General features: G+C 56.1%; 16 protein-coding genes. 11 read left to right on the top strand and 5 right to left on the bottom strand.

Features of this window, described 5'->3' with window-relative positions; translation table 11 throughout:
• Positions 1-77 precede the first annotated feature (77 nt).
• Positions 78-419, top strand: coding sequence for a DUF2853 family protein (locus tag PhaeoP97_RS16765; protein WP_072506048.1), 342 nt, complete (start codon positions 78-80; stop codon positions 417-419).
• Positions 420-763: 344 nt separating this feature from the next.
• On the opposite strand, the gene PhaeoP97_RS16760 is transcribed toward PhaeoP97_RS16765, so the two are convergent.
• The 5 genes from PhaeoP97_RS16760 to tsaD are packed head-to-tail and all read right to left on the bottom strand — an operon-like array spanning position 764 to position 3,956.
• Complete coding sequence (locus PhaeoP97_RS16760; RefSeq protein WP_072506047.1) at positions 764-1,159, bottom strand: DUF1761 domain-containing protein; 396 nt, start codon at positions 1,157-1,159, stop codon at positions 764-766.
• 44 nt (positions 1,160-1,203) lie between these two features.
• Positions 1,204-1,626 carry an EVE domain-containing protein gene (locus PhaeoP97_RS16755; RefSeq protein WP_072506046.1) on the bottom strand — a complete coding sequence of 141 codons (423 nt, stop codon included), beginning with the start codon at positions 1,624-1,626 and terminating at the stop codon, positions 1,204-1,206.
• The gene (locus PhaeoP97_RS16750) at positions 1,626-1,898 is read right to left on the bottom strand and encodes a YciI family protein (protein ID WP_072506045.1); all 273 of its coding nucleotides are present in this window, start codon (positions 1,896-1,898) and stop codon (positions 1,626-1,628) included. Before PhaeoP97_RS16750 ends, PhaeoP97_RS16755 begins: the two co-directional genes overlap by 1 nt.
• Position 1,899: 1 nt before the next feature.
• Positions 1,900-2,862, bottom strand: a complete 963-nt coding sequence (locus PhaeoP97_RS16745) for an NAD(P)H-dependent glycerol-3-phosphate dehydrogenase (protein ID WP_072506044.1) — start codon at positions 2,860-2,862, stop codon at positions 1,900-1,902.
• Positions 2,859-3,956, bottom strand: a complete 1,098-nt coding sequence (gene tsaD, locus PhaeoP97_RS16740; protein ID WP_072506043.1) for a tRNA (adenosine(37)-N6)-threonylcarbamoyltransferase complex transferase subunit TsaD — start codon at positions 3,954-3,956, stop codon at positions 2,859-2,861. The genes PhaeoP97_RS16745 and tsaD overlap by 4 nt, the downstream gene beginning before the upstream one ends.
• A gap of 73 nt (positions 3,957-4,029) precedes the next feature.
• Between tsaD and PhaeoP97_RS16735 the strand changes: the two genes are divergently transcribed.
• The 10 genes from PhaeoP97_RS16735 to PhaeoP97_RS16685 all read left to right on the top strand — a co-directional run bounded on the left by PhaeoP97_RS16735 (position 4,030) and on the right by PhaeoP97_RS16685 (position 17,280).
• Positions 4,030-4,752, top strand: a complete 723-nt coding sequence (locus tag PhaeoP97_RS16735; RefSeq protein WP_072506042.1) for a uroporphyrinogen-III synthase — start codon at positions 4,030-4,032, stop codon at positions 4,750-4,752.
• A gap of 53 nt (positions 4,753-4,805) precedes the next feature.
• Entirely contained in the window at positions 4,806-6,143 is a 1,338-nt protein-coding gene (locus tag PhaeoP97_RS16730) for a COG4223 family protein (RefSeq protein ID WP_237028957.1), read from the top strand.
• Positions 6,144-6,153: 10 nt separating this feature from the next.
• The gene (locus PhaeoP97_RS16725) at positions 6,154-7,680 is read left to right on the top strand and encodes a heme biosynthesis protein HemY (protein ID WP_072506040.1); all 1,527 of its coding nucleotides are present in this window, start codon (positions 6,154-6,156) and stop codon (positions 7,678-7,680) included.
• A 280-nt stretch (positions 7,681-7,960) separates the two neighbouring features.
• The gene (locus PhaeoP97_RS16715; protein WP_072506038.1) at positions 7,961-9,577 is read left to right on the top strand and encodes a GMC family oxidoreductase; all 1,617 of its coding nucleotides are present in this window, start codon (positions 7,961-7,963) and stop codon (positions 9,575-9,577) included.
• 25 nt (positions 9,578-9,602) lie between these two features.
• Entirely contained in the window at positions 9,603-11,222 is a 1,620-nt protein-coding gene (locus tag PhaeoP97_RS16710; RefSeq protein WP_072506543.1) for a long-chain-fatty-acid--CoA ligase, read from the top strand.
• Positions 11,223-11,410: 188 nt separating this feature from the next.
• A complete protein-coding gene (locus PhaeoP97_RS16705) occupies positions 11,411-12,247 on the top strand; it encodes a flagellar motor protein MotB (RefSeq protein ID WP_072506037.1) in 837 nt (278 codons plus the stop codon).
• A gap of 102 nt (positions 12,248-12,349) precedes the next feature.
• The gene (locus tag PhaeoP97_RS16700) at positions 12,350-13,672 is read left to right on the top strand and encodes a flagellar hook protein FlgE (RefSeq protein ID WP_083570406.1); all 1,323 of its coding nucleotides are present in this window, start codon (positions 12,350-12,352) and stop codon (positions 13,670-13,672) included.
• Positions 13,673-13,720: 48 nt separating this feature from the next.
• Positions 13,721-15,169 (top strand): flagellar hook-associated protein FlgK, encoded by a 1,449-nt coding sequence (gene flgK, locus PhaeoP97_RS16695; RefSeq protein WP_072506036.1) that lies wholly within the window; start codon positions 13,721-13,723, stop codon positions 15,167-15,169.
• Between the two features lie 3 nt (positions 15,170-15,172).
• The gene (locus PhaeoP97_RS16690; protein WP_072506035.1) at positions 15,173-16,180 is read left to right on the top strand and encodes a flagellin; all 1,008 of its coding nucleotides are present in this window, start codon (positions 15,173-15,175) and stop codon (positions 16,178-16,180) included.
• Positions 16,177-17,280: a flagellar basal body P-ring protein FlgI gene (locus tag PhaeoP97_RS16685; RefSeq protein WP_072506034.1), complete on the top strand. Its 1,104-nt coding sequence runs from the start codon at positions 16,177-16,179 to the stop codon at positions 17,278-17,280. The genes PhaeoP97_RS16690 and PhaeoP97_RS16685 overlap by 4 nt, the downstream gene beginning before the upstream one ends.
• The last annotated feature ends 265 nt before the right edge of the window (positions 17,281-17,545 follow it).

The raw sequence follows: 17,545 nt of genomic DNA, 5'->3' as shown, positions 1-17,545 counted from the left end.
CTGACCTTATAAGGGCTCATTAGGCGTAAGGCCTTACAAAAATAAGAGTTCCGCTTGGCAACATGGGAGAGAGAGTTTTGGGAAAACGCGACGATCTGATTGAGCAATATGCAAATGATCTGAAAACAAAATGTGGCATGGAGCCTGACATGGCTCTTCTGACCAAGGTCACCATTGGGTGTGGTCCTGCGATTTACGATGCGGATGCTTCAACTGTGGCGTCAAGCCAGCCGGCGGAGCTGGAGACCGTCAAAAACAACTTCCTAGTTAAAAAGCTGGGCCTCCCTGACGGGCCCGAGTTGTCGTCCGCAATCGACAGCGTGATTGAGACCTACGGCAAATCCGAGCGCAACAAGTACCGCGCAGTAGTCTACTACATGCTGACCAAGCATTTTGGCAAAGAATCCGTCTATAGCTGATAGACTCTGGATTTATCAGACTAGAAAACGCCCGTCAGGATCACCCTGTCGGGCGTTTGAGATTTCAACGACTGTGCGCATCAGCGGCTGGTGCAAGTCGGTCTCAGGGTTCGTGAAACGGCCCCAGGTTGTATTTGTGTCTCATTTTACCTGTATTGCCTTTGCGGAATCACCAGCAAAAGCCTAGTGTTAAGACAACGGTCAGGATGGCCAGGGTCAAAGATTTACGAACACGTGTGGTGGAATTGGAGCACGTGGGGTGAAAGGGAAGATCCTGCCATATGGTTGGATCTTCCCTTTTTTGTTTGCCGCGGGTTTTATCTGTTTTTGTCCCGAGGGCTGCCTTAGAACAGCGTCAGGACAACGCCGATAGCGCCGCAAGCGAGTGTTGCATAGCCGCCGTCAATCATCGAAAGCCTTAGTGGTCGAACGCCATAGAGGTTGTTGATCATGATCCAGGGCGTGATGAAAAACAGACCAACGCCCAGCCCGCCAACCAACCCACCTGTGATGGTATCAATTCCCGACAGGGCAAACACGTGCCGCATCATCCCCGCCACAACCAGTTGCAGTGCAAATGTCGCCGCAAACACTGCGGGTGTTTGCCCCCCTGCTGGTTTGCCGTTTTCGTCGCGGGGAATCTTGGCGGCCTGCATCCAGGGTCCCGCCAGAACCCCGTACCACACCGCCCCAAGGGCAAAGCCGACAGCGGCGGCGACAAGAACATTCAGAATTTCCATCGATCTCTCCCAAGGTCCAGCATCAATACGGAAATCTTGTCAGATTAATCGGGGTCTGTCTTCCCCATCCCGCAGACAATAGCCCATTCCTCGGCCGTGACAGGTTGCACGGACAGGCGTGAATTTTTGACCAATATCATATGCTCAAGACGGGGATCCGACTTTATCTGATCAAGGCTTACAGGTGTTGTGAAGCTGCGCACGGCTTTGATATCGACGCATTCCCAGCGGGGGTCATCAGTGGTGCTGTCTGGGTGCACCTCAGCACAGACTTCCACGATGCCGACAACGGATTTCTCTTTCATCGAGTGATAGAAAAACCCACGATCACCCAATTTCATTTCCCGCATGAAATTGCGGGCCTGATAGTTGCGGACGCCGTCCCATTCCTCACCTGTATTGCCTTTGGCTTGCTGGTTCTCCCAGCCCCAGGTGGTAGGTTCGGACTTGAACAGCCAATATGCCATCAGCCGATGACCTTCTTCCACGTGATCAGTTCTACCGCTTCGAAGAGGCCCGCTTTGGCATAGGGGTCATTGTCTGCCCATGCCTGCCCGGCCGCCATGTCTTCGACATCTAGGACAATAAGGGAGCCGACCATGCTGCCCTCTTGGTCCAGAAGAGGTCCAGCCTGTGCAACAACCCCAGTCGATTCGATATAGGCCAGATGTGCTGTGCGGTTGGCCATTCGGGTTTCAAGGTGGTCGGGTTTATCCCGCGCGATCAGGGCAATCAGCATGTCATTCCTCTTTCAATGGTCTTGCAAGCAGTTGAGCCGTGGCCTCTGCGATGGTCAAGCGTTGATCGAGCAGGGCGACCACAATTGCGGTGATCGGCATATCCAGATTGCGAGCCGCGGCTTCGACATGAACAGCGCGGGCGGTGGCGGCACCCTCAACCGTGATACTGGGGTCGAATGCATCGCCCCGTCCGATAGACAGCCCCAGGCGATAGTTGCGTGATAGGTCCGAGCTACAGGTTAGCGTCAGGTCACCAAAGCAAGAGAGACCGGCCAGCGTCTCAGCTCGTGCACCTGATGCCAGCGCCATCCGCTGTATTTCAGCATAGCCACGGGTCATAAGCGCCGCGCGGGCACTGTCGCCGAGACCGGCGCCGATCACAGCACCGCAGGCAATCGCCATAACATTTTTTAAAGCGCCCCCTAGTTCGGCACCGGTGGTATCTGTTGTACGGTAAAGACGTAAATTGGCAGTGGTCAGCTGTTGTTGCAGGGTCTTGCCCATAGCAGGGTCAGCGCAGGCGAGGGTCAGAGCGGTTGGCAGACCGCGCGCGATATCGGCGGCAAAACTAGGTCCAGTCAGCAGTGCAGGGGTGGTGCCTGGCAAACATTCGTTGATCACTGTGATCGGCCCAAGCCCGGTCTTTAGTTCGATCCCTTTACAGCAGGCCACCAAGCTGCGGTTGCGCAGCAGATCGGCGTTGACCGACACCACCTGACGGAGGGTTTGCATCGGCACAGCGAGTAAGATGGTGTCCGCCTGTGACGCGTCCGCAAGATCAGCGGTTACGCGCAAACCATCCGGAAAAGTTGCATCGGGTAACCGACGGCTGTTTTTACGCGTGCCCTGCATGTGCTGAGCTTGATCTGTGTCTCGCGCCCAGAGTGTGACCGGCCCCTGATCAGCCAATGAGATCGCAAGCGCAGTGCCGAAGGCGCCGGATCCAAGGACTGCGATCGTCATGCTTTTGCACCTTTCTTGCCGCTGCCCAGCATTGCGGGGCTGCTTTGGTCCAGTGGCCAGCGGGGGCGTGCAGATAGGGTCATATCATCACGACCACCGATGCGGAAGCGTTCCAGCCCGGCATAGGCGATCATGGCGGCGTTATCTGTGCAAAGCGCCAATGGCGGCGCGGTGAATGCGGTGCCAGTCTCGGAACAAACAGTCTCTAACGCGGCGCGAATAGCGGTGTTTGCGGCCACTCCGCCGGCAACGGCAACCGTCGGTGTTCCGGGGTTTTCCTCAAGATAGATCCGAATGGCACGGCGGGTTTTTTCTGCCAATACATCCGCAATTGCGGCTTGAAATCCGGCGCAAAGGTCAGCTCGGTCCTGTCTTGTAAGGCCGCCTTTTTCTGCCATTACCTGATCGCGCATCCGCATCAATGCGGTTTTCAAACCGGAAAACGATAGATTGCAATCAGGTCTGTCCAGCAGCGGGCGAGGAAAGCGGAAGCGTTGGGGGTCGCCGTTTTCAGCATCATCCTGAACGGATGGTCCACCGGGTTGTGGTAGTCCCAGCAGGCGCGCAGTTTTGTCGAAGGCTTCGCCGGGGGCGTCATCAATAGTACCGCCAAGCCGGGTGAAATCCTCTGGGCCGCGCACAATGAGATACTGACAATGTCCGCCAGACACCAACAGCATCAAATAAGGATAGGGAACCGCATCCGTCAGCCTAGGGGTCAAGGCATGACCGGCCAGATGGTTCACGCCGATTAAGGGCAACCCGGTTGCAGCCGCCAGCCCCTTGGCGCACATGACACCTGAAATCACGCCGCCGATCAGCCCCGGCCCAGCGGTGACCGCGATCGCATCCATGTCCCGCAGGTGTAGACCGGCAGCAGTCAGTGCATCTCGTACACAGTGATCCAGTTTCTCGGCATGGGCCCTTGCCGCAATCTCGGGCACAACGCCACCGTAGGCGCTGTGCAACTCTGCTTGACCAAAGATAACAGAGGACAGCACCTCTGCCGGACCATCGCCGCAGTGGCGCACAACGGCCGCGGCGGTATCATCGCAGCTGCTTTCTAATCCTAATAGGGTGAGGCTCTGTGTCATAGCGTTACCGTTGCATCATATCCCTGTCGGGGCTACCACCTATGGCATTGGCGAACAATCCCGAGGGGGGGCGATGGCTGGCCTGTTGTTGACACGACCCCGCGCAGCGGCAGAGCAATTTGCCGCTGATCTGGATGCGCAGACGCGTGCAGGGCTGATTGTTATCGTCGCGCCACTCATTGAAACCTGTCGGACTGGGCCGGTTGGGACTGGTTCGTGCGGTCGGGATGTGATTTTTTCTTCTGCCAATGCCGTGAGATATGCGGCGGCACCGTTGTCGGATCAGCAGGCATATTGCGTGGGTCAGCGGACCGTAGAGGCGGCGCGTGCTTTTGGGTGGCAGGCCGACTACTGTGGTCAGGACGCAGATGGCCTGATTGCGACGCTGACTGACGCGCCGCCGATGCGGCCTTTGGTTCATATGCATGGCACGCATACACGTGGGAACATCGCTGCACGGCTACGTGCCGCTGGCATGGATTGCGACGAACAGGTGATTTATGACCAGCCGACACTATCCTATAATAAAGACGCGCGTCTATTGATTGATGCGCAAGTGTCGCTGATCGTGCCGCTTTTTTCACCGCGTACGGCTGCGCAATTTGTCAAATTGGCGCCATATCTGGCGGATCTTTACTTGATCGCCTTGAGTTCTGCTGTGGCTGGCCCGCTGAAAGGCTTGAATTGCAAAGACTTGCGGATATGTAAGGCTCCAACCGGCGACAATATGCAGGACCTTGTCCGTGATGCCGCAGTTGCGCTGGCGCGGGTTGAGGGCGGATCATCGGCACAGTAAGTTTATTGCTGAGTTGATGTTATGAGATTTTGAGAATCGAGGGGGACGTCGGCGTGGCTGACAAGAAAAAATCCGATGAAATACTGGCGGATAATAACCAGATGTCTGTCTCCGATCAGGACATTGACGCGGATGCCATCCTTGAGGAAGGACATTCTGCACCCGAGGGGACCGAAGATAACCAGATACCTGATGCCAATGTAGTCGATGCAGGTAACATCGAAGGTGCGGACCTGAACGCAGCGCCGTCCGCAGAACCTGTCGGTACAGAGCTGAATGCGTCAGATGACGTAATGGATGATCTCTCAGATACTCACAGCAGTCATTTGCAAGATACGGTACAAACACCGGACGGCCCTGTGCTGGCGCCGACGCCTGAGGTTGAGCGCGTCATTGAAAAACGCGGTGGCTTTGGGGCTGCGCTCTTGGGCGGTTTTGTAGCGGCTGGTCTTGGTTTTGTGGCTGGTCAGTCAAACCTGCTAGATGATGTTTTGCCGCCGTCGTGGCGCGCGGCCCCAGCCGTTGATAGCGCAGCGTTGGAGGCGGTGCAGCAGAGGTTATATGGGCGCATTACCGAGCTGGAAAGCCGTACTACAGAAGCTAGAGCAACTTCGCTTGAGACGGTTGAGACGCGTATGGAAACGCTGGCACAGGACATCGTTGACCTGCAATCTGCAGAACCCAGCACTGCGGATGCCGGACTGGTAGATATGCTTGATGGGCTGACGGCCCGTATGGAGGCGCTGGAAAACCGCCCGATCACCGATGGCGCAAGCCCTGCCGCTACTGCCGCGTTTGAAGCGGAGTTGACCAAGTTGCAGGATAGCCTCGCGGCGCAACGGGTCGAAGTTGAAAAGATGGTCGCCGAAGCTCGTGATATGGAAGCTGCAAGTGCCGAAGCCGCGCGGATCGCCGGGGCTCAGAGCATTGTTGCACGGATGCGCTCAGCGATTGATGCAGGCAGCAGCTTTGGCGGCATGATTGAGGAATTGGCGGCGATGGAAGTCGCTGCTCCTAGTGCGCTTACCGGCTCAGCTGAGGCAGGTGTCCGAACTCTGTCCAGCCTGCGCGATGGGTTCGCCCCGGCGGCGCGAGAGGCACTTGCTGCTGCACGGCAGGAGACCAAGGGGAGCGGAGGTATTGCGGCCTATATCCAACGTCAGCTTGGCGCGCGGTCAGTTGAAATCCGTGACGGAGACGATCCGGATGCGGTGCTGTCACGCGCCGAAGCAGCGGTTGATAGTGGCGACTTGCAGGCCGCAATGGCGGAACTGGATGCCCTGCCCAAAACAGCACGTATGCCGCTGTCCGATTGGGAAGCGGCTGCCCGCGCCCGTCTTGCTGCGGTCTCTGCCGTGAATGAACTGGCCCAAAGCCTGAACGCCAAATAAGGAAGCTGCCATGCTCTGGTCGTTGTTGAAGATCCTCGTATTCGTCGCAATTGTTGCGGTGCTGGCCTTTGGCGCTGCGCTGCTGACTGAAACTGCGGGCGGCATTCAGATTACTGTAGCAGGGACAGAGTATACCCTGAGCGCGTTACAGTCGGTGATTGCATTGTCAGTGCTGGTGTTTGCGGTTTGGCTGATGTTCAAAGTGCTGTCATTTTTGTTGGCGACGTTGCGATTTCTGAACGGAGATGAAACCGCCATCTCGCGCTATTTTGACAAGGGACGTGAGCGTAAAGGATATCAGGCCCTGTCAGACGGGTTGATGGCGCTGGCCTCGGGAGAGGGGCGTCTGGCTATGGCCAAGGCCGCGCGGGCGGAAAAATACCTTGCTAGGCCTGAGCTTACCGACCTTTTGACCGCGCAAGCGGCAGAGCTGGCAGGCGACACCAAGAAGGCGGCCGAGGCCTACAAACGGTTGGTCAGCAATCACTCCACCCGTTTTGTTGGGGTGCGTGGGATCATGAAGCAAAAGCTGTCTGAAGGGGATACCGACACCGCGCGGCAACTGGCAGAAAAGGCACTGGCGCTGCGTCCCAAACACGAAGAGGTGCAGGATACGTTGCTGACATTACAGGCACGTGCGCAGGATTGGGGGGGGGCGCGCAAGACGCTGACCACCAAGTTGAAGACGGGTACCCTGCCACGTGACGTCTACAAACGTCGCGATGCCGTGTTGGCGTTGTCGGCCTCTAAGGCGATTGTCGAAGACGGGGCAACCGTGGAGCAGCAGGAACAGGCGATTGAGGCAAACCGGCTTTCGCCCGATTTGGTGCCGGCTGCCGCGATGGCGGCACGTGCCTATCTGGCGCGTGACAAGAAACGAAATGCGATCCGCGTCTTGAAAAAGGCTTGGGAGGCACAGCCGCACCCTGATCTTGCGCATGCGTTTGCCGAGGTAGAGCCGCATGAGAGCGCGGCTGAACGGGTTAAGCGCTTTGCTCAATTATCTCGCTTGGCTCCGCAGCATGATGAAACCCGTCTGGTGATGGCTGAGCTGCACATTGTTGCCGAAGATTTTCCTGAAGCGCGCCGGGCGCTGGGCGATCTTGTTGAACGTGCACCAGATGCACGGGCGTTGACTTTGATGGCCGCTATTGAAAAGGGCGAAGGCGCCTCTGACGCGATCATCCAGGGCTGGTTGGCGCGAGCATTGAACGCGCCGCGCGGACCGCTGTGGGTTTGTGAAAACTGCAATCACATCCACGCCGAGTGGGCACCGGTCTGCGAAAATTGCGCCAGTTTTGACACGCTTAGCTGGCGACGCCCTGAGACCCCTGAGGTGTCGGGGGTGACGGGTGCCCAGGTGCTGCCGCTTATCACAGGCGCGCCAGTGGGTGCTGCCGGGCCGGATGCGTCTGATATTCCAGAGACTGAACTGCTGGAAAGCGAGGCAGAAACAGGGGTCGTGGCGACTGAAATACACACCGCTGACGAGGCGGTTTCCGGCGTGGAGACACCGGATATCAAAGACACAAAATAGACCGTTTTGTGCGGCGTGCCGATGCGGATGCACGCCGCACAGACACCGGCGAACCATCGCTCGCACGGGATGCCGCCGTTGCTCAGCTGGTTGAGAACGTCATTTGTGATGATGTGGCCGGGCATCGCGCGCCATCTGCGGTACCGATATCCTCTTTCAAGCCCGACCTTCGTATGGTCCGTCTTGCGATGGAATGACGTTCCGTCAGTATGGACAGGCTATTCAAAAGCGGCGCTCATCTGCCAGCGACGTGGGAGAGTTGCGGACGAGGGAGGCTACGATGGAAGCGGATTATGTGATCGTCGGTGGCGGATCGGCGGGGTCTACATTGGCCGCGCGATTGAGCGAGGATCCGAATGTCACGGTTTGCTTGCTGGAGGCCGGTGGACGCGGTGACGGGCTGTTGGTCCGAACCCCAGCCGCCGTTGTCGCTATGCTGCCGGGGCGGCCAAAGATCAACAATTGGGCCTATGAAACAGCGCCCCAACCTGGCCTGAATGGGCGCCGTGGATATCAGCCCCGAGGCAAAGCACTCGGCGGATCCAGTGCAATCAACGCCATGCTTTACGTGCGTGGCCACGCGAAAGACTACGATGAATGGGCGGAACTTGGCTGTGATGGCTGGGACTGGCAATCGGTGCTGCCCTATTTCCAGAAATCAGAGAATAACGAACGCGGTGGGGATGACCTCCATGGAGGTAGCGGACCGCTGCAAGTAAGCGACCAGAAATCACCGCGTCCTATCACAGAGGCCTTTATCAGGGCTGGACGATCCCTCCAGATACGACATCGCGAAGATTTCAACACTGGCGACAACGAAGGGATCGGCCTCTATCAGGTGACGCAATTCCACGGTGAGGCGCGCAATGGTGAGCGATGCTCGGCGGCTGCGGCCTACCTACATCCGGTGATGGATCGACCGAACCTGACGGTGATCACTCGCGCTCATGCCAGCCGTATTCTGTTTGATGGCAAGCGGGCCATTGGAGTGTGCTATCGTCGGCGCCGCTCCGATCACGAAGTTCGGGCGAGGCAAGAAGTGATCCTATGCGGCGGAGCGTTCAATTCGCCACAGCTGTTGCAACTGTCGGGCGTGGGGCGCCGCGAGGACATTAATCCGCACGGGATTGATATGGTGCATGAGCTGCCCGGCGTGGGTCAGAACCTGCAGGACCACCTTGATTTCACGCTGGCCTACAAGTCGAAGGACCGTGATAACTTTGGCATTTCCGTGCCAGGCGGTGTTTCGTTGCTGCGCCATGTACTGAATTGGCGCAAATCTGGCGAAGGTATGATTGCCACTCCCTTCGCCGAGGGCGCCGCATTCTTGAAAACTGACCCAACCGAAGACCGCGCCGACGTGCAGCTGCATTTTGTGATCTCTATCGTTGATGATCATGCACGCAAGTTGCACATGGGACACGGATTCAGCTGCCATATCTGCGTTCTGCGACCGAACTCACGCGGCTCGGTTGGATTGACCAGCGCTGACGCTATGGCGGCACCTCTTATAGACCCGCAATTTTTGGCGGATTCACGTGATCTGGACATTCTGATCAAGGGGGTGCGTAAGGCACAACAGATCATGACCGCGGAGCCCTTGGCAGGCTATATCCACAAAGAACTGTTCATGCAGGGCGATGTCGACGACGTCGCATTGGAACAACATATCCGCGCGCGGGCTGATACGATCTATCACCCGGTTGGCACCTGCAAAATGGGGACTGATCCGCTTGCGGTGGTTGACCCGTCGCTGCGTGTTCATGGCTTGGACGGTCTGCGGGTGGTCGATGCTTCGGTCATGCCGCGTCTGATTGGTGGCAATACCAATGCGCCGACAATCATGATCGCTGAAAAAGCCGCAGATATTATTCGTGGCGCCACGGCCCACGCCTGACTTATTTTATTCGGAGAAAGACAAGATGCTTGGCAAGATGATGCACAAACAGTTGACAATTGGCTCGCTGATCGAACATGCGGGTCGTTTTCACGCCGGAACCACAGTCACATCTGTCGAGACTTCGGGCGAGACGGTGCACATGACCTGGGGGGACATAGATACCAACGCTCGACGGCTGGCCGCTGCATTGAACCGTTTGGGGTTGGAGCAAGGGGCCCGTTGCGGCACTATCGCATGGAACAACCGCAGGCATTTGGAAATTTATTTCGGCGTCTCTGGCGGGGGCTTTGTATGTCACACGATCAATCCGCGCCTAAAGGCCGAACAACTGATCTATATAATAAACCATGCCGAAGATCAGGTGTTGTTCATCGATACCACGTTTGTACCCGCAGTGGCGCAGCTGCGCGCCCAGTTTACAGAGGTAAAGCATATTGTCGTGATGGGGCCGCGTGATGCAGATATCGCGGCGCAGATAGATGGAGTTCTGTTCTATGATGAATTGCTGGCGGCAGAGACCGGTGATTTCGACTGGCCAGATCTAGATGAAAATCTGCCATCAAGCCTGTGTTACACTTCGGGCACCACCGGCAACCCAAAAGGCGTAGAGTACACGCATCGCACCAGCGTGCTGCATACGCTGGGGGGGAACCAGCCTGACGGTATTGGCCTGCGCGCGCGCGACACGGTTCTGGCGGTGGTGCCGATGTTCCACGTGAACGCCTGGGGTACGCCCTATATCGCTGCTGCAGTGGGAGCCAAGCTGGTTCTGCCAGGTCCGAATCTGGATGGTGTCAGTCTGGCGAAGCTAATTGATGCAGAGAAGATCACTGTGGCACTGGGTGTGCCTACGATCTGGATGGGGCTTCTGCAAGGGTTGGAGGAAACCGGTTGTACTGCCGCAAGTCTTGAGCGGACCATCGTTGGCGGCTCAGCGTTGCCAACTGTGATGATTCCAACCTTCCGTGATAAATATGGTGTCGAACTGGTGCATGCCTGGGGCATGACCGAAACCAGCCCGATTGGGACGTTGAACCAGCTGTTGCAGAAACACAGTACATTAGATTCGGATGCCCAAGAAAAACTGCGGGAGGGACAGGGACGTGCTCCTTATGGCATCAATCTACGCCTTGTTGATGATGCAGGCACGATATTGCCCAATGACGGCAAGACCGAGGGCAATCTACAGATTTGTGGTCATTGGGTCATCGACAGCTATTTCCGCGCGGATGATTCCGCGCTGACCGCAGATGGCTGGTTCAACACTGGCGACGTCGCTACGATTGATGCCGATGGCTATATGATCATCCGCGATCGGTCCAAAGACATCATCAAGTCAGGGGGCGAGTGGATTTCGACCGTCGAGCTGGAGGATATCGCCATGTCTCACTCGGATATTGCGCAGGCTGCCGCGATTGCGGCTAAGCATCCAAAATGGGATGAGCGCCCCGTCGTGATCGCCGTCAAACGCAACCCAAGCGTGACAGAGGCAGCGTTGCTGGCTCATTACAAGGGTAAAGTGGCCAGCTGGCAGATCCCGGATCGGGTGGTTTTTGTCGATACGCTGCCGTTGGGTGGTACTGGCAAGGTGCTAAAGAACAAGCTGCGAGAATCATATGACGAGGTTCTGCTAGAGGACTGAAATCAGGCGATGTCGCTGATATACGTGGCAAGCGACGTCGCCAAACACCTTGAATTGTAGCCGAAAACCCCTGTTCGTGACCCTGAACCGCCCGGAATGGCGACATAACTGCCGGCAAATTTATCTGTTAAGGCCCACTTAAGAGACCGCCTGATATCCCGGTATTGGGTGAATAAAAGGTGGTGGATATGAGCGCACAAGGAAATGTGGCGCCCATTATCATCAAGAAGAAAAAGTCAGGTGGTGGCGATGGTCATCACGGTGGTGCCTGGAAGGTCGCATATGCGGACTTCGTTACGGCTATGATGGCGTTCTTCATGTTGATGTGGCTGCTCAATGCAACGACTGAGAAACAACGAAAAGGGCTGGCGGATTACTTCTCGCCGACCATTCCGCTGAGCCGGGTTTCTGGCGGTGGTAATGGGGCTTTCAGCGGTGACAGTATGTTCACTGAGGAGATCAAGCCTCAGAACGGTACCGGTGCGTCTGATGTCAATCCTGCGGATGCGCAGCAGGCAAAGGGCGATTCTGGTGTCGAACAAGACAAGGATCGAGAAGCGGCGGATGAACAGTTCCGCGCGTTGGAAGAGCAGCTAAAGGGCCGAGGCGGCGAAAGCATGGTCTCGATCGAGATGGCACAGCACATCATTACCCGCGTCACCGACGAAGGGTTAGTGGTCGAACTTTTCGACACCGAAGACTCGCCCTTGTTCAAGGAAGGCACGGCTGAGCCAACCTTGTTGTTTCGGGATATCGTACAGATGGTGTCACGCGTTACTGGCGTTGTTGAAAACAATATCGCGATTGGCGGTCATACGCGGTCCAACGCGGTTGTTGTTGCCAATAATCCGGTTTGGGAACTGTCTCATTCGCGTGCCAATGCGACACGGATCATGCTGGAAACAGGTGGGACAGTCTCGAAACGCATGCACCGGGTGACGGGGCATGCAGATCGAAAACTGACTGATACCAATCCCATGTCAGCGCGAAACAACCGGATAGAGATCATTCTTTTGCGGAAATAAGCGATGAATCGTCAGCAATGGGCGGCCAACAGATCAGACAATTTTATCTGTTAGCCGCCCGTTAATGGGCAATCGGCTAGCTGTTGCATCAAGAAAGATTCGATGCAGCAGAAAGGCGTATCCATGACGATTTCTTCCTCACTTAATGCTGGCGTTGCCGGCCTTAGCGCGAATGCCAGTCGACTGGCCTCCATATCCGACAATATCGCAAATGCCTCGACGCCCGGCTATAAGCGGGTTCAGACGGATTTCCATTCGATGGTGATGAGCTCCTCTGGTGGAGCCTACTCAGCAGGTGGTGTGCGTACCACGAATGTGCGCTTGATTGATGAGCGTGGCCCGCTGGTAACAACAAGCAATGCTACTGATCTGGCCGTCCGCGGCCGTGGTATGCTGCCGGTTGCGTCTATAAATGAGGTTGAAACGGGTGCGACCAACCCTCAGATGATGCTGACGACGACCGCGTCTTTCCGAACCAATGCGGATGGTCTGTTGGCAACCGAATCCGGCCTGGTCCTAATGGGTTGGCCAGCCCAATCCGATGGAACCATTCCACCCTATGCGCGTGATACATCTGACGCGTTGGAGCCGGTGCGTTTCAATGTGAACAAACTATCCGGTGAGCCGACAACTGAGATGTCGCTGGGTGTGAACCTGCCGGCGACCGCCACCGAATCAACATCGGCTGGCACCAGTGAGAACCTGTCGATCGAATACTATGACAACCTTGGGAAATCCGAGAGCCTGCAGATTGAATTCGTACCAACTGTTCCTGGGACCGGCGAGTCGAATGAATGGACCATGATTATCACGGATACAGCAACCGGCGGGACACCGATTGGGGAATACACGCTGACCTTTGATGACAATCGAACCTCTGGCGGTGCGCTGAATGCGGTAACGGCGACCACCGGTGGTGCCTATGACGCGGCAACCGGTTCGATCATTGTATCTGTCGCAGGTGGCCCGATGGAGATTAATATCGGTACGCTGGGTGATGACAATGGTTTGACCCAGCTCTCCGACACTTTTGCGCCTGCGTCCATCTCCAAAGACGGCGCGCCGGTTGGCAACTTTACCGGTGTGGAAATTGATGAGGCTGGCTTTGTCCATGCTAACTACGACACGGGCGTCAGCCGCGTCGTCTATCAGGTGCCGCTGGTTGATCTTCCCAATCCAAACGGCATGATTGCCATGGATCGTCAGACCTATATGCCATCAAGCGAAAGCGGTTCATATTTCCTATGGAATGCGGGTGAAGGACCGACCGGGGACATCTTGGGGTACGCTCGTGAGGAATCCGCAACCGATGTGGCGGGTGAGCTGACAAATATGATTCAGACCCAGCGTGCCTATTCGTCAAATGCGAAAGTCATCCAGACTGTGGATGAGATGTTGCAGGAAACCACCAACATCAAGCGCTGATAAGCGCTCTTTCCTTTGACATTTACCTTCGCAAAGGCTGGCTGACCTATGTCCATTTCAAGTGCACTCAATTCCGCAATGACCGGACTGACGGCGGCTGGCCGCTCGACGTCGGTTGTTTCCGAAAACCTGTCGAATGTCCTGACACCAGGATATTCACGCAGAACCCTGGCGCTAACCAGCGCCGGGGATGGCTTTAGCGGGGTGAAGGTCGGTGGGGTCCAGCGCTTCAACGACCCGGCCCTGCGATCCAGCGTGCGGTCGGCCAACTCTGAGGTCGGTGTCGCGGAAGTAAAGTCTACGTTTTACAATCGTATGACCGAACTCGTCGGCAGCGGCGATGATCCATATTCGATCACGCAGCGACTGACTGATTTCGACTCTGGCCTGATCGAAGTGATCTCGCGACCGGACTCTGGCCCGCGCCTGAACGATCTGGCTATCCAGGCCGAAGAACTGGTTAGCTCCATCTCTGACGCTGCGGAAGGGTTGCGCAATCAACGTACAGCGGCGGATCGCGCCATTGACGTTCAGGTTGATACCGTCAATCAGTCACTGGAAAAAATCCAGAAACTGAATGCCAAAATCGCTATCAGTCAGGCGACCGGCAATGATTCAGCGTCCCTGCTGGACCAGCGGGATCTTCTGATTGATGAAGTCAATCAGATCATTCCGGTTAAGGTGGTGAACCGGGATCGCGGGCAGGTTGCTCTTTTTTCTGAAGGCGGGGCTGTGCTGCTGGATGGTCAACCGGCAGAGCTAACCTTTGACGGTAAGGCGGATACGCTCCCGTATATGACACTCGGCAACGGGTTACTTTCGGGCCTGAAGATAAATGGTATTGATGTGGCCACCGGATCGGGCGGTCCCATTCGCGGCGGTACTCTTGCAGCGCAATTCGAGGTGCGCGACGTGCTGACGGTTGAGGTGCAAGAAGACCTGGACGCAATGGCCAAGGATCTTATTGAGCGTTTTCAGGACCCGTCGCTTGATACCACGCTGGGTGCAACTGACGCTGGCATTTTTACCGATCAGGGTGCATTTTTTGATCCTGTAAACACCGTTGGTATAGCCAATCGTATTGAATTGAATGACAAGATTGCGATGCAGGGCCAGGCTGAAACTTGGCGATTGCGAGATGGCTTAAATGCCGCCTCTCCCGGCAATGCCGGTGATGCGACTTTGTTGCGCGGCTACGCAGATGCGTTGGATACCAAACGCACGGTTTCTTCGGTCGGCCTTGGAACTGCCAATTTGGATGCCAGCACACTCAGTGCGAACCTCCTGTCGCGTTTCGCACAGAGCGACAATGCCGCAGAGCAGGACGTCGCCTTTGCCGCAGCAACCTACACCGAAATGTATCAGCGCGAGCTGGCGCAGGGCGTCGATAGCGATGCAGAACTGCAAAACCTTATCGTGATTGAAAAAGTCTATGCAGCCAATGCCAGGATGATCTCTGTCGTTGATGGGCTGATGGAAACGCTTCTGAGGATTTGACGAATGATTATGAATTCATATGGCGACATGGCTCAGCACCTTTTTCTGCGTAATCGGTCGGTCGGTCTGAAGAACGACATCTCGACCCTGACGCAGGAGCTGAGCAGTGGGAAAACCTCTCAGCTGACGCAGAAGTTAGGGGGGGATCTCACCTATTTGTCTGACGTCGAGCGTAGCCTTGACCGGCTTAAATCCTATAAGGTTGCCAATACCGAGGCGGCCTTGTTTGCGTCTTCGGCACAGAACAACATTGCGTTGATTGCTGATAATGTCCTGGAGTTGACCAGTGATATCTTTGCAGTAACCACCTCGCCGAATGATGACACATCGCAACAAATCTCCAATCAGGCTGAAATGTACCTGACAGAGGCCATTCGTTCGCTGAATGGTGAAGCCGCCGGGCGGAGTCTGTTTTCGGGCAATGATACAGAAGCCCAGCCTTTGGCTGACTTGACGACTTTGATGTCCTCGCTGGCAACTGAGGCCGCAGGATTAACCACGGCTCCTGATATCGTTCAGGCAGTAAAAGACTGGTTTGCAGATCCGCTCGGGTTTGATGCGGTTATGTACCAAGGGTCAGCCGATTTGATGGACCCTGTCAAAATCGGCCCGACCGAGGAAGTGACGGTTTCCCTCAAAGCCAATGATGATGTGTTCAAACAGACCCTGCAGAGTCTTGCGATTGCAGCATTGGTCAATGAACCCACTCTGACCCTTAGCTCCGGTGTGAAGTTTGAGATGCTACGCAGCACCGGTGTTGAACTGCGTGAGAGCCAGGTGCAGTTGACCCAGATGCAATCAGACCTCGGGTTTGTTGAAGGTCGGATCGAACAGACGGCTACACGCAACGCGGCAGCTCAGACCAGCCTGAGCATTGTATTCAATGAACTGGTGCAGGCAGACCCTTATGAGACCGCCACACGTCTTGAAGAGGCGCAGTTCCAGCTGGAAAGCCTGTTCACTGTCACGGCCCGCACGTCACAGCTGTCACTGATGAGGTTCCTGTCATGATGAAATTCATTCGGATCTTTCTGACAGTTTTGTTGCTGCCAGCGATCGCGCAAGCCAGCGCTATCAGGTTGAAAGATCTGGTAGAATTCGATGGTGTGCGTGGCAATGATCTGGTCGGCTACGGCCTGGTGGTTGGATTGAACGGCACCGGAGATGGTTTGCGAAATTCACCGTTCACCGAAGAAATCATGACGAATATTCTGGAACGTTTGGGCGTCAACGTAACGGGAGAACAGTTTCGACCTAAGAATGTCGCGGCTGTTTTTGTCACCGCGACCTTACCGCCATTTGCGCGCGTTGGCGGAACGGTTGATGTGACGGTTTCGGCAATTGGCGATTCTAAGAGCCTGCTTGGCGGAACGCTGGTCATGACTCCTCTGAATGCGGCAGATGGTCAGATTTATGCTGTGGCTCAGGGCACTATACTGGCTGGTGGTGCGGTGGCAGAGGGCGAAGGCGCCTCGGTTACCCAAGGCGTGCCCACGGCTGGGGTCATCCCTTCGGGCGCAAGGGTTGAGCGGGAGATTGACTTTGATCTGTCCTCGCTATCGTCGATGCGTCTTGCCCTGCGGGAGCCTGATTTTACGACTGCCGGACGTATTGAACGCGCCATCAATGCTGAATTCGGGCGCAATGTTGCGCTGATGCGTGATTCCGGCACGGTCGAGATCGACGTTCAGCGTACCAATACGCGTTCAACTGCCCATGCTGTTGGCCGGATCGAGAATATTCTCGTTGAACCACAGCGTAAGGCACGCGTGGTAGTGGATCAGCGATCCGGTACCATTGTAATGGGCAGCGATGTTCGCATTTCACGTGTTGCGGTGGCGCAGGGTAATCTCACCCTACGGATTGAAGAAACGCCCCTTGTTGTGCAGCCAAATCCATTTGCCGATGGCGAAACAGTGGTTGTTCCGAGGACCGGAGCCGCAATTGAAGAGGAAGAGGGTATCCAACTGGCAGAAGTCCCGGAAACGACCTCTCTGTCCGAAGTGGTTGCAGGGCTCAATGCGCTGGGCGTGTCGCCCCGTGATATGATCGATATCCTGAAAAGCCTGAAGGCGGCGGGCGCACTACATGCCGAATTTGTGGTTCGATAACAGGTAGGTAGACGAGCTAAATAAACTATCGTAGCCCTTGGGATCACTTGATCCTGGGGGCTTTCTGTGAACGTTATCAGCCGCCAGAGAACAACTGATTGAACAGCTAACATCGCCTCCGATTTACAGCTTCTGACGTGCTTTGGCTATTGCATTGGCCTTTGTTTCTGGACGCTCTTGTGCCTAGTCGCCTCCGGGAAGCCGCGGTTTGATGGACTAGACAAACACGGGGCTGCTTCCTGATCGTCAGGCCTGCCTGTGGGAG

This window comes from Phaeobacter porticola, assembly GCF_001888185.1.
Lineage (GTDB): Bacteria > Pseudomonadota > Alphaproteobacteria > Rhodobacterales > Rhodobacteraceae > Phaeobacter > Phaeobacter porticola.
The sequence above is the reverse complement of the archived record's forward strand: the minus strand, read 5'-3'. Positions and strand labels throughout refer to the sequence as shown.